16 protein-coding genes are annotated in these 12,232 nt (G+C 63.2%); 10 read left to right on the top strand and 6 right to left on the bottom strand.

What is annotated here, in order from left to right:
- Positions 1–74: 74 nt before the first annotated feature.
- Both NKJ12_RS22085 and NKJ12_RS22080 read right to left on the bottom strand, forming a co-directional pair.
- Positions 75–1,148, bottom strand: a complete 1,074-nt coding sequence (locus NKJ12_RS22085; protein WP_352649211.1) for an alpha/beta hydrolase — start codon at positions 1,146–1,148, stop codon at positions 75–77.
- 102 nt (positions 1,149–1,250) lie between these two features.
- Entirely contained in the window at positions 1,251–2,654 is a 1,404-nt protein-coding gene (locus NKJ12_RS22080; protein ID WP_352705094.1) for a hypothetical protein, read from the bottom strand.
- Between the two features lie 127 nt (positions 2,655–2,781).
- On the opposite strand from NKJ12_RS22080, the gene ilvA reads away from it, so the two are divergent.
- Entirely contained in the window at positions 2,782–4,038 is a 1,257-nt protein-coding gene (ilvA, locus tag NKJ12_RS22075; RefSeq protein ID WP_352705092.1) for a threonine ammonia-lyase IlvA, read from the top strand.
- Positions 4,035–4,607 carry a DUF1697 domain-containing protein gene (locus tag NKJ12_RS22070; protein WP_352705090.1) on the top strand — a complete coding sequence of 191 codons (573 nt, stop codon included), beginning with the start codon at positions 4,035–4,037 and terminating at the stop codon, positions 4,605–4,607. The genes ilvA and NKJ12_RS22070 overlap by 4 nt, the downstream gene beginning before the upstream one ends.
- Before the next feature lie 8 nt (positions 4,608–4,615).
- Here the strand turns inward: NKJ12_RS22070 and NKJ12_RS22065 are convergent, their stop codons facing one another.
- On the bottom strand, positions 4,616–4,909 hold the full coding sequence (locus tag NKJ12_RS22065; protein WP_352705088.1) for a DUF2218 domain-containing protein: 294 nt from the start codon (positions 4,907–4,909) through the stop codon (positions 4,616–4,618).
- A 79-nt stretch (positions 4,910–4,988) separates the two neighbouring features.
- Entirely contained in the window at positions 4,989–5,429 is a 441-nt protein-coding gene (gene gloA / locus NKJ12_RS22060; protein ID WP_352509416.1) for a lactoylglutathione lyase, read from the bottom strand.
- A gap of 215 nt (positions 5,430–5,644) precedes the next feature.
- Here gloA and NKJ12_RS22055 point away from each other — a divergent pair, with 215 nt between their 5' ends.
- From NKJ12_RS22055 to NKJ12_RS22040, 4 genes are all read left to right on the top strand, one after another.
- Complete coding sequence (locus tag NKJ12_RS22055; RefSeq protein WP_502901847.1) at positions 5,645–6,241, top strand: cold-shock protein; 597 nt, start codon at positions 5,645–5,647, stop codon at positions 6,239–6,241.
- Positions 6,242–6,260: 19 nt separating this feature from the next.
- Entirely contained in the window at positions 6,261–6,824 is a 564-nt protein-coding gene (locus NKJ12_RS22050; protein ID WP_352705086.1) for a DUF192 domain-containing protein, read from the top strand.
- 24 nt (positions 6,825–6,848) lie between these two features.
- Entirely contained in the window at positions 6,849–7,616 is a 768-nt protein-coding gene (locus tag NKJ12_RS22045; RefSeq protein ID WP_352705084.1) for an alpha/beta fold hydrolase, read from the top strand.
- A gap of 134 nt (positions 7,617–7,750) precedes the next feature.
- Positions 7,751–8,122, top strand: coding sequence for a hypothetical protein (locus NKJ12_RS22040; RefSeq protein WP_352705082.1), 372 nt, complete (start codon positions 7,751–7,753; stop codon positions 8,120–8,122).
- Between the two features lie 42 nt (positions 8,123–8,164).
- Here the strand turns inward: NKJ12_RS22040 and NKJ12_RS22035 are convergent, their stop codons facing one another.
- A complete protein-coding gene (locus NKJ12_RS22035) occupies positions 8,165–8,779 on the bottom strand; it encodes an HD domain-containing protein (RefSeq protein WP_352705080.1) in 615 nt (204 codons plus the stop codon).
- 153 nt (positions 8,780–8,932) lie between these two features.
- On the opposite strand from NKJ12_RS22035, the gene cysE reads away from it, so the two are divergent.
- Both cysE and NKJ12_RS22025 read left to right on the top strand, forming a co-directional pair.
- Positions 8,933–9,781, top strand: coding sequence for a serine O-acetyltransferase (cysE, locus tag NKJ12_RS22030; RefSeq protein WP_352705078.1), 849 nt, complete (start codon positions 8,933–8,935; stop codon positions 9,779–9,781).
- Between the two features lie 212 nt (positions 9,782–9,993).
- Positions 9,994–10,197: a DUF3126 family protein gene (locus NKJ12_RS22025; RefSeq protein WP_023674799.1), complete on the top strand. Its 204-nt coding sequence runs from the start codon at positions 9,994–9,996 to the stop codon at positions 10,195–10,197.
- 273 nt (positions 10,198–10,470) lie between these two features.
- Here the strand turns inward: NKJ12_RS22025 and NKJ12_RS22020 are convergent, their stop codons facing one another.
- Positions 10,471–11,202, bottom strand: a complete 732-nt coding sequence (locus NKJ12_RS22020) for a hypothetical protein (protein WP_352705117.1) — start codon at positions 11,200–11,202, stop codon at positions 10,471–10,473.
- A 120-nt stretch (positions 11,203–11,322) separates the two neighbouring features.
- Here NKJ12_RS22020 and NKJ12_RS22015 point away from each other — a divergent pair, with 120 nt between their 5' ends.
- Positions 11,323–11,667, top strand: coding sequence for a DUF6949 family protein (locus NKJ12_RS22015; RefSeq protein ID WP_352705076.1), 345 nt, complete (start codon positions 11,323–11,325; stop codon positions 11,665–11,667).
- An 18-nt stretch (positions 11,668–11,685) separates the two neighbouring features.
- Positions 11,686–12,213 (top strand): gamma carbonic anhydrase family protein, encoded by a 528-nt coding sequence (locus tag NKJ12_RS22010; RefSeq protein WP_352705074.1) that lies wholly within the window; start codon positions 11,686–11,688, stop codon positions 12,211–12,213.
- Positions 12,214–12,232: the final 19 nt, after the last annotated feature.

Below are 12,232 nucleotides of genomic sequence, written 5' to 3'. Positions count from 1 at the left end.
AGAGGTAGGCACGGTCCAGTTCAAACTGTTCCGATGGTGCGGCGATGGTCAACAGTTACTGCCGCGCAACGCAGCTATTGTCCGACCGAGGCGATGCGGTCCGTCACTTCGCGGTCGCTGGCAAACCCGTCATCCTCGCGCAGCTTCTGGCCGATCAACTGCACCAATTCCGGGTTGTCGGCGAATTTGGTGTGGTTGAAACGGTCGGCACCCTTGACGCTGGAGAGGTCGACGACCGACACGCCGTAGCTGGCGAGGTCGGCGGCGTCCTTGTAGTCGCCGCCGCGCGGCCGCGCGCCGGCGATCAGGCCGGACAGCCTGAGCGCCCGGTCGTCGTCGGAGAGCAGCAGGATGAACGGCTTGTCCGGCTTGCCGTAGCGGCGCATCTGGCTCTTGAACACGTCGACGTCGATGTCGGGCGAGGCCAGCACGACGTCGCCGAGCTTGCCGCCGAGATCGCGGTCGCCGGTGATGGCGAGCTGGCGCAGCGCCTCCATGGTGACCCAGGTTCCCAGCGAATGGGCAACGATGTCGATGCGCCGCGCGCCGGTTTGCGCCAGCATTCTCAGCGTTACTTCGAGCTGGTCGCGGGCAACGCTGGCGCTTTCCTTGTCGTAGACATAGTCGGTGGTCTTGGCGCCCGACGCCCAGGAAAACAGCACCGGCGTGCCCGGATAGCCGGAATCATGGGTGATCTGGGTGACGCGGTAGACCGCGTCGTCGAAGCCGGTGTTGTAGCCGTGGACGAAGACCATGACGCGGCCGCCGCGCGCCGCGATGTCGGCGCTGAGCGCACTGGAGAATTTCGGCTGGGTGTCGTAGCCGACAACCTCGGAAGCCATGAAGTATTTGGCCGGATCGTCCGACTTGCCGCGCGAGCGCCGCTCGATCTGGCCTGTCTTGTGGATGCCGGGGACGGTGACGTTGACGCGGGCATAGTTCAGCGTCGCCGACCGCTCGCCGTCGAAGACCTTGTTGGGATCGTCGGAGCGCTTGCGCGTCGTTGCGATGAAGATCGAGTGGTTGCCGGCGATTTCCGTCACCGGCACCGCCATCATGGCGCTGCCGAGCAGTTCCTCGGTTTGGCGGCCGCCGCAGCCGGCGAGCAGCGCGGCAAGGACAATGATGCAAATCGTCTTCAAGGGCACTTAAGCAATTCCACTCCGGCCTGACCAAAGGCCATCCACCTCCGCCGCCCCTCCCGGACAGGCGAAGTGCGGCAGAAGTAAGTCGCGGATGCCGAAATGCGCTCAGTGCCTCGCGACGGCCATCGCACTGTTGCGCGAAAGCCAGAACGGCGGCAGGAACGCCGGGATGTTGGAAAACGGCAGCACTTCCGGCTTCAGCCTTATGCCAAGCACGTCGGTCATGAAGGCGCGGCGCGCCTCGATGCGGCGCCAGGCTTCGGGATAGCGCGCGGCGATCTCTTCGCGCAGCGCGTCGTCTGCCAGCGCGATCCCGTCCTCGATGTTGGTGGTGAAATAATCGGTGCCGGTCGCTGGGATGATGTCGACCTGCAAGGCCATGCCCGACTTCAATCTGATATCGGAGCCGGAAAATACCGGCGAATGCATCCATTCGTCGATATGGATGAGATGGCCGGGGTTGAGCGCTACGCCGAAGAACCGATCGCCGATCCGCTCGTGCACCGCTTGCCACAGTGCGCCGCCGGGAACGCCGATGCCGACCGTCTCATACCAGTCGACGACGGCGCAGAAATAGGGCGCGACCAGTTTCTCGACATAGTCCCGGATGCCCGTTGGAAGCTCGGCCGCGTCCTCGACCAGAAAACCGGCGCGGGCGTTGAGCGAGCCCTGGATGCCATAGGCCATGGTGATCGGGTCGCCGCGTTTGATGACGTCGAGACGGGGGCTCGGCAAGCCATAGGCTGCGCGCCTGCCGGCCGACAGCATCGGGTGACAGCATTGCGGCAGGCCGTTGATGCCCATCAGCCGCGCCGCCTGCAATTCGGTCATGCCGGGTTCGATGACCTGCAGGATATTGCGCAGGCCTTGCGAGGAATAGGTCGCGGAGAATTCGAACGCGGCCAGCTGGTCGGCCTCGTTGATGGCGCGCAGGCCGTCGGCAGGGTTCATCAAAAGGTTCGCCGCGTTGACGATCACACCCCTGTCGCCGGCAAGCGTCCGTAGCGTGTCGGCGATGAAGGACGGCAGGTCGAGCGTCGTTTCGCCAAAACCGGCATCGCCGGGACCGAACGGTTTCCAGCCGATGGCGCCGATGCGCTGGCCGGCCTTCAGGCCGCAATCGGCAAGAATGTCGGCGAGCGCTTGCGAGCGGTCGCGCGGCTGCGCCGGCAGCGAGAACGTCTGGTAGAGCACGCGCTCGTACGGCCCGTCGCAGATCTCGGCATAGCCCCAGCCCTCATTGCCGACCAGCAGTTTCGGCGGCTTGTCGGGAACGATGACCAGCAGCGTCTCCTCGAAGCGCGGATCGTAGCCGCAGAGATAGGCAACATTGGCGGCATGTTCGCGGTCGCCATAGACGACGAACGCGTCGAACTCCGCTTCGCCGCCGCGTGCAACCAGTGCCCTGATGCGGGCCTCATAGGTGGCGAGCGGGAGCAGCGGCATCACCGTCGGCTCGCCGAACTCCGGCAGCGACACGGTTTTCTGGGCCACCGATGCGACAGGCATGAACAGACGCTCCTAACGGCCAACGAGGTTTTGGGAACACCCTTTCAGGGTGGCCGGACAATGGCTTCGTGAAGCCGGATATGCAATAGCGGGACCGAATTCGGCTAGCCTGTGGGGTGCTCTTGCCATGACCAGTTTCTCCTCTCGCGTCGCTGCCGCCGCTGCCGCGATCCGCGAGATCTTTCCGGAAACGCCGCTGCAGGAAAACGACTATCTGTCGAAGAAGAGCGGCGCGCGGGTGCTGCTGAAGCGCGAGGACCTGACGCCGGTGCGCTCCTACAAGATCCGCGGCGCCTTCAACTTCTTCCGCAAGACGCTTGCCGCCGGCAACGCTGCCGAGCTGTTCGTCTGCGCCTCGGCCGGCAATCACGCGCAGGGCTTTGCCTTCGTCTGCCGCCATTTCGGCAAGAAGGGCGTCGTCTTCATGCCGGTGACCACGCCGCAGCAGAAGATCGACAAGACGCGGCTGTTCGGCGGCGAGTTCGTCGAGATCAGGCTGGTCGGCGATTTTTTCGACGACTGCTACCGCGCGGCACTCGAATTCACCGAAACTGCCGGCGCGCACATGGTGCCGCCTTTCGACCACAAGGACATCATCGAGGGGCAGGCGACGGTCGCCTACGAGATATCAGGCCAGATGCCCGGCGCGCACATGGCTGATATCGTCATGCTGCCGGTCGGCGGCGGCGGCCTGGCCGCCGGCGTCACCCATTATTTCGCCGACCAGCTGCGTGAAACACGTTTCGTCTTTTGCGAGCCGGCCGGCGCCCCGAGCCTGAGCGAAAGCCTTGCCGCCGGAAAGCGGGTCAAGCTCGCCAAGGTCGACAATTTCGTCGACGGAGCGGCGGTGGCCGAGATCGGCCGCGAGCCGTTGCGCCACCTCAAGGAGTTTGCTGCCGATGCAGTGCGGCTGATCCCGGAAAACCGGCTCTGCGCGACCATGATCGAAATGCTCAATGTCGAAGGCGTCGTGCTCGAGCCGGCCGGTGCGCTGGCGATCGATGCGCTCAAGGATTTTTCCAAAAAGGAAATCAGGGGCAAGACCATCGTCGCCGTGGTGTCCGGCGGCAATTTCGATTTCGAGCGGCTGCCGGATGTGAAGGAACGGGCGCTGCGCTTCGAGGGCTTGAAGAAATACTTCATCATCCGCTTTCCGCAGCGGCCCGGCGCGTTGCGCGATTTCCTCGAATTGCTAGGCCCCGACGACGACATCGCCCGCTTCGAATATCTGAAGAAATCGGCGCGCAATTTCGGCTCGGTGCTGATCGGCATCGAAACCAAGGACCGCCGCAATTTCGACCTGCTCAAGGCGAATTTCGACGCCGAAAGCGTTCACTACCAAGACATCACCGACAACGAGACGCTCGCCGGGTTCATCATATGAGCAGCAACGACCTTCCGAACACTCCGGCGAAGGTTTTTATCGCGCTGTTTTCCGGCATCAATGTCGGCGGCAACCGCATCGTCAAGATGGCGGAACTCAGGTCATTTTTTGAGCAGCTCGGCTTCTCCGATGTCGCCACCTATGTGCAGAGCGGCAACGCCGTGTTCTGGTCGCCAGATGGCGATGCGGCGACGCTGACCAGGCGGCTGGAAGCGGAATTCGAGAAGAGATGGGGCTTCCAATCGCGCATCATGGTGCGCGATCTCGGCTGGCTCGAGCGGCTGGCGGCGGACAATCCCTATCCGGAAGCGGCCGGCGAGCCGACTAAGCTGCATGCCTATGCGCTGGAGCGCCGGCCGACCGCCGAGGACATCGCCCGGCTGGCGGAAAAATGCACCGGGCCCGAACGCTTCGAGATCAAGGGCGACGTGCTCTACCTGCATGCGCCCGACGGCCTCGGCAAATCGGTCTTTGCCAATCTCATCCCGCGCGTTCTGAAGGTGCACTGCACGGCGCGCAACTGGCGCACCGTGCTGATGCTGCTCGAGATGGCCAAGGCTCGCGGTTGACAGGTCGTCTACGCGGCCGGAGCGCGTTGCCAGTCGAATGCCAGCTCTTCACGGAAGGCGAAGCGCTTGATGTGCTCGGCGACGACCGTTTCCAGGCGCTCGAGCGAGCCGGCTTCATCGGTCGTCACCGCAATGTGCAGCGCAGCCGGGTCCGCATCGAGAACCGTGCGGCCGAGCGTCAGATCGATGGTGCCGTGGTTCGGGTCGAATTCGACGGGAAACTTGTGCGCCCAATGTTTGCACAGCTGCTGCAGATAGCGGCTGGCATGTTCGGTGGCGACGTCGACATGGCTGGCCGGCATGAATGAATTCTCCTTGGGAATGCGGACGCGAAAACCGAACCAGGGCGCCGCCTGCGTCCGCTCAAGATAGCGTGATCGGTTACCAGCTGCCGGTGTTCGGCATCGAGGCCCACGGCTCGGCCTTCGGCTTGGCCGGACCTTTCTGCAACAGCTCGATCGAGATGCCGTCCGGCGATTTGACGAACGCCATGTTGCCGTCGCGCGGCGGCCGGTTGATGGTAACGCCATTGTCCATCAGCCGCTGGCAGGTGGCGTAGATATCGTCGACCTCATAGGCGAGATGGCCGAAATTGCGGCCGCCCTTGTAGTCTTCCGGGTCCCAATTGTAGGTCAGCTCGATCAGCGGCGCCTTTTCGGAGATGCCGCTCTGCTCGTCTTCGGGCGCGGCGAGGAAGATCAGCGTGTAGCGGCCCTGCTCGTTTTCATGGCGGCGCACCTCCTTGAGGCCAAGCTTGTTGCAGTAGAAATCGAGCGAAGCATCGATGTCGGCGATGCGGACCATGGTGTGCAGATAGCGCATGATTTCCTCCTTATGTTGCGTTGCGGCGCACCATAGGGGCGGCCCGGCCAAAGGGCAATCGGCCACGCTTGCCAGCGCCGGCAAACGGCAAATCCGCTATTCCTGTACGGAACCGTGAAAAAAGGCACGTCAGGTCTTGCACACACCGGAAGCCGCGGTGTTAATCTGATACCAAGAATCAGTTGCAGTGTTTCTTGAAAAAAGGGGGCGTTCTTATGGGGGAAAAGGCCTCTTTCATGGGGCGGGACGGGGCCGGTAGCGATGCGTTGAAGCGGGATGAGAGCGCCGATACGGCCGATCTCGTCGAAATCGCCGGCGCCATCAAATGGTTCGACGTGGCCAAGGGCTACGGTTTCATCCTTCCCGATGATGGTACTTCGGGCGACATCCTCCTCCACGTGACATGCCTTCGAAAGGACGGTTTTCAGACCGCGCTTGAAGGCGCCCGCGTCGTCTGCCTGGTCAAGCAGGGCGAGCGTGGGCTGCAGGCCTTCCGCGTGCTCTCGATGGATGTCACAACGGCGATCCATCCGGCGGAGATGCAGGAGCAGCGCACCCATGTCGCGGTGACGCCGGAAAGCGGCCTCGAACGGGCGCTGGTGAAATGGTTCAACCGCACCAAAGGGTTCGGCTTTCTGACCCGGGGCGAGGGCACCGAGGATATTTTCGTCCACATGGAGACGCTGCGCCGCTACGGCATCACCGAACTCCGCCCGGGCCAGGTGGTGCTGGTCCGCTTCGGGCGCGGCGACAAAGGCCTTATGGCTGCCGAAATTCACCCCGATATGGGTACCTTGCCGGTCTCGCATTAGTTCCGGTCGAGGATTTCATATGGCTCACAGGAACCGGCTGACGGCGGGCGCGCTCTGCGCCGGGATTTTACTCATCGTCGCCGCAAGTGCGTTCTTCTATTTTCAGCAACCGAGTTCGGCCGACGGCAAGGCGATGATCCTTCCCGTCGACCCGGCGCCGCTGGTCGCGGTGACGAAGGCCGGCGAGCGTTCTTTCTCCGTCGAAATTGCCGACACGCCCGCCGAGCGCGAGGCCGGCCTGATGTTCCGCCGCCACATGGCCGACAATCACGGCATGCTGTTCGTGTTCGGTGCGCCGCAGGATGTGAGCTTCTGGATGAAGAACACGCCGATGCCGCTCGATCTGATCTTCGTCGGCCAGGACGGCCGGATCCGGGCGATCGAGCAAGGCGAGCCGCAGTCGGAGGCGATCATCTCGCCGGGCGAACCGGTGCGCTTCGTGCTCGAGCTCAGGGCAGGCACCGCCGCCAAAAAGGGCATTAAGGACGGCGACCTGCTGCGCCATCCGGCCATCGGCACGGCGCCGGGGCCGGCCATGCCGCCGCCCGACAAGGGCGACGCGCCGAGTGTCGATTCCGACTGAACGAACGGGCAGGATCTTCGGCCGATGCAGTTCTTCTCCCATGGTGGTTTCGACCTTGCTTTCCTTGATCGCCAATCGGCATCGGGGCTGGGCGATCCGGTGCTGATGATCCACGGCTTTGCCTCGAGCCATTACGTCAACTGGGTGTCGCCCGGCTGGTTCAAGACGCTGAACGATGCCGGCTACCGTGCGATCGCCTTCGACAATCGCGGCCATGGCTCGTCGTCGAAGAGCTATGACGAAGCCGACTACACGCCGGCAAAAATGGCGTCCGACGCGGCAGCGCTTTTGAACCATCTCGGCATCGAACGCGCCCATGTCATGGGTTATTCAATGGGCGCGCGCATATCGGCGTTCCTGGCGCTCTCCAACCCGGACAAGGTGGCGACGCTGGTCTTCGGCGGTCTCGGCGTCGGCATGGTCGACGGTGTTGGCGACTGGGATCCTATAGCCGACGCCCTCCTGGCCGAGGATCCGGCAGGCACCAGCGACCCGCGCGGCCGGTCGTTCCGCGCCTTCGCCGATCAGACCCGCAGCGATCGCCGCGCGCTTGCCGCCTGCATCGCTACCTCGCGCGAATTGCTGAGCGAGGCCGACATTGCCCGCATTGCCCAGCCGACGCTGATCGCCGTCGGCACCAAGGACGACATCGGCGGCTCGCCGGATGAACTCGCCGCTCTGATGCCCAACGCCAGGGCTTTTCACATCGAAGGCCGCGACCATATGCTGGCGGTCGGCGACAAGACCTTCAAGCAGCGCGTGCTGGAGTTTTATGCCGAGCATCCGCTTTGATGGACGGCTCCCGAAGCGGCCATTGCGCCTGAAGCTGGGGTCCTTAGCGGTTTTGCAACGATACAGGAGTAAATAAGCGCGACGTGTGGATCGGTTCAAACCCGCCATGCGCTGAACGGAGGGCAGGGGGTATCATGGCACAATGGGGAAGGACCGACGCCGCTTTGCCGGGCGTCATTGCAAAAAGCACGTTCGGCGAATGGTCCGTTGTTCTAGCGCTGGCTGCTTTAGCGGCAGGGGCGATGGCGATCACCGCGTTGATAGCAATGCCGAGCGATGCGTCTCCACTGCTCCAGAATAGTGCGACGGGCTTCTTCGCTGCGGTATTTTTTCTGGCCGGGCCTTTGGCACATCTTACGGGAGTGGTCTTCGGGTTGATGGCCGTTGGTCGCCCAAACGACAATCGTGTGCTCGGCCTGGCTGGCATCGTGGTCAATGGTGCGTCGCTGGCGGCTGGGGTGTTCATGTTGTGGGCAATGGCATCGACTTTTGGCGCATTCACCTGATTTCGGGCAAACCTCCGGCGGGCCAGCGAGCGACGCGTCGACCTACGATCCGCCTGGGCGATTGTCGAGCGCCCTGAGCGAGCGTGCAATGTTTTGCTTGGCCCGCGTTTCGAAGCGCCGGCGGAATTCCTCGCTGTGAAAGATATGCGGTCGCGCGAGGAAGCCCTTCAGGACGGCGGCACGGCCGGCCCGCCACATAGGCTCGTCGACCCACTGGTATTCGCGGCGAACCGCCTGTTCGTAGGCGTCAAACACGTCAGGCGCGGCACCCAGGATCGCCAGGTCCATGTCGAGGAACAGCGCCGCGTCACGAACCGAATGTTGATCGCCAAGGGGCGGCAATTCGTGGCTGGCAGTGGCAGTGATCATCGCCGCGATGCGACCGATGCGTTGTGCGTCGGCGCGGCCAGCGAGCTTCTCCTCGGCAAGTGCGGCACTCCTCGCCTCATTGTCCTTGGCGCGGCTGTCGTAGATCGCGTCGTGGAACCAGATCGCCGCTTCGACTGCTTCAGGATCATGCAGCAATGCCTTGTAATCGTTGGCTAGCGCCAGCATCGCCTCGATATGGCCAAGGTCGTGGTAGTGGCGATCTTCGGCCGCATAGAGCGCGGAAAGCTCGCGCTTCAGGGTCTCGTCCATCAAGGTTGCGTTTTCCATGGCTGCTTGAAATTCCGCCAACCAAATCCATTTGACGAAGCACTAAGGAAAATTGAGTTCACCCGTGCTATGATCTGGCTTATAGGTGCGGCCGGAGAATAGGCAAGCCGCCAACCGAGACAGTGGATGACATTGGATGGCCGGAGACATCAGATGAACAGCGTTACGATTTCCCGTCCCACCATGGTGCAGCCGGTAGATCCGATCTGGCGTTCGATCCGCGACGAAGCGATGGAAGCGGTCAACCGCGAGCCGCTGCTGGCGGCGTTCCTCTATTCGACCATCCTCAACCAGGAAAACCTGGAAGAAGCGGTCATTCACCGGCTGGCCGAGCGCCTCGCCCACCAGGACATCGGCTCCGACCTCATCCGCCAGACGTTCAAGGCGATGGCGGCCGACGACAATGATTGGTCGACGACGGTGCGCGTCGACATCCAGGCCTATTACGATCGCGATCCGGCCTGCGACCGCTTCATCATGCCGGTGCTCTACTTCAAGGGTTTTCATGCCATCCAGACGCACCGGCTGGCGCATTGGCTGTGGAACCAGGGCCGCCAGGATTTTGCACTGTATTTGCAGAGCCGGTCGTCCTCGGTGTTCCAGACCGACATCAATCCGGCCGCCCGCATCGGCAAGGGCATCTTCCTCGATCACGCCACCGGCCTCGTCGTCGGCCAGACGGCGGTCATCGAGGACGACGTGTCGATCCTGCACGGCGTGACGCTGGGCGGCACCGGCAAGGCCGGCGGCGACCGCCACCCTAAGATCCGCTACGGCGTGCTGATCGGCGCCGGCGCCAAGATCCTCGGCAACATCGAGATCGGCCATTGCTCGAAGATCGCGGCCGGCTCGGTGGTGCTGTCGCCAGTGCCGCACAACAAGACGGTTGCCGGCGTGCCGGCCCGCGTCGTCGGCGAGACCGGCTGCGATCAGCCTTCGCGGCAGATGGACCAGCTGTTGCCATCGCAGACGATGGACCACGTCGTCAGCTTCGACATCTGAGTGCTCGGGCGGGGGCTGAATTCCTGCCCCCTGTGCCGGCTTGCCTTTACATGGCCATTGTCGACGTGCCAGAAGCGCGCTCACCAATGCATGTCGCCCAAAAGTGCCCAGCAGTTTTGGGATAGCGACATGCATGAAGAAGGATTCAAAGCGCGTCGCATCGATCTCTTCAGACGCGACGCACTTTAGCAAGCGACGATCGGAGAAGACTGTTGAAGCCGGACGAAATCAGAAAGCTGGATGCTTATTTCAAGCGCACCTTCCAGAATCCCAAACTCGAAGTGAAGGCGCGGCCGCGCAAGGAAGATTCGGCCGAGGTCTATGTCGGCGACGAGTTCCTCGGCATCGTCTTCAAGGACGAGGACGACGGGGACTATAATTTCTCGATGGCGATCCTCGACATCGATCTGGCCTGAGCCGGAGATTTAGCTGGCCGCTACGCCTCAAGCGCAGCGGCGGTACGGAACCTTGCAAGACGCCGGCGGGACAGCGCCTCCCTCTGGCCTGCCGGCCATCTCCCCCACTTGGGGACCACTTGGGGGGAGATTGGCAGCTTCGGCGCTGCGCTCTTCCTGCAACATTGGAGATTGGCGAAAGCCAAGATGACGGCCGATCTACCCCCTCGTGGAGATGTCCGGCAGGACAGAGAGGGACGCGAAGGATCCCTGCGGAACGGCTCGTTTCGTTGCTTACCGCCCGGTCTTCAGCACACGCGCTGCCTCGCCCGAAATCGCCGCGTCGAGCGCCTGCCAGTCGCCCAGGAATTCCCGGGGGAAGCGGTAGGTGAGGCTGAGATTGTCGCCGACCAGGATGTCGCGCTCGCAGGGCGCTAGCGATTCGTCCGCGCTCGGGCCGCTCAGGCAGCGTGCGACGAACGGATCCTTGCCGGGGCGGTCGGCGACCGCCAGCACTTCGTTGAGATAGCCCGATTTTTCGCTGAAGGCGTAAAGCGTCGTGCCGCCAGGGCCGGGCGTACCCAGCTTGGCAATCAGCGCACTGTAGATCGGCGCAAAGCGGCCGCTCATGTCGCGCGACATCATCTGCGGCTCGAACGACTGGAAGACGATGTCCTTGCTGGGTCCGGTGTGGTTGAAGTCGTTGCGGGCAGCCTCGCTGTAGCCGTCCATCTCGGGATAGCGCAGATAGAGGTCAAGCCGCGAGGCGATGCCGTCGCGCCGGGCCTGGGCAAAGCGGATGACATTGGCCGGCACGGCGATGACGTTGTTGCCGATGACGACCTTGTGGACCGTGGTGTCGTCGGTGTACCCGGCCATGGCGATCGAGCGGCCGAACCATTTGCCGCCGAGGCTGATCGCCACGGAAAGCAGCGCCAGCGTCGCGAACGCATAAAACACCCGCTTCATCAGCGTCGAATCGACGACGCTGAGTTGCGGGCCCTCTGTGGCGGCTGCCTGCTTCATCGCGACCCTCATTTGCCGTCTCATCGGGTGTACCTGAGCGGCACATCTCGGCGCGGCACGGCTCTTGCTTCGCAGCTTTTGCGGACGACTGTGCGATTTCATGGTAAACGGAGAGTAAAGATGGGGCCGGTCGAACAAATCATATTCAGTTTTATGGCTGGGCTGACGGCTTGCGGCCTGGCCGGATCGGCGATGGAGCTGATCGCCGGCCGCAAGCTTGCCTTCGTCCAGCCCTATGTGTCGTCGAAGCACATGTTGCGCTCGCTCGCCGCGACGGCTTGCGCCGGGCCGCTGATGTTCGCCAATGAGGCGCTGGACGCCTGGCGCGAGCGTCGCATTTCGGTGCTGGCGCTGATCTCCTGCGGCTGTACGGCGACCATTTGGGCGCTGGCGCTGGGCATGGTGGTGATCGCCATTGCGTCCTGGGCGGCTTCGCTTCTAGGGTCTGACAGCTTGTCGGTGTGAGACGATCTGGAGACAGCAATGCCGATCTACGCGATTGACGGAAAAGCGCCCGCCTTCGAGGACGTCGACAGCAACTGGATCGCGCCCGATGCCACGCTGATCGGCAATATCAGGATCGGCCGCAATGCCGGCTTCTGGTTCGGCGTCGTCGTCCGCGGCGACGACGAGCCGATCGTCATCGGCGCCGACACCAACGTGCAGGAGCACACAATCATGCACACCGACGCCGGCTTTCCGCTGACCGTCGGCCAAGGCTGCACGATCGGCCACCGTGCCTTGCTGCATGGCTGCACGATCGGCGACAACAGCCTGATCGGCATGGGCGCCATCGTGCTGAACGGCGCGAAGATCGGTAACAACTCGCTGGTCGGGGCCGGCGCGCTGGTCACCGAAGGTAAGCAATTCGCCGACAATTCGCTGATCGTCGGCTCGCCCGCGCGCGTCGTCAGGACGCTCGACGAAGCCGCAATGGCCAGGCTGCGCGCCTCGGCCGCGCATTATATGGCCAACGGGAGGCGATTCAGGGCTGGGCTGAAGAAGGTCTAGCCGATCCAGAAATGGTGGA

Source organism: Mesorhizobium sp. M0195 (assembly GCF_040322115.1).
Taxonomy (GTDB): Bacteria; Pseudomonadota; Alphaproteobacteria; order Rhizobiales; family Rhizobiaceae; genus Mesorhizobium.
This window is presented reverse-complemented; position numbering and strand designations above follow the sequence as displayed.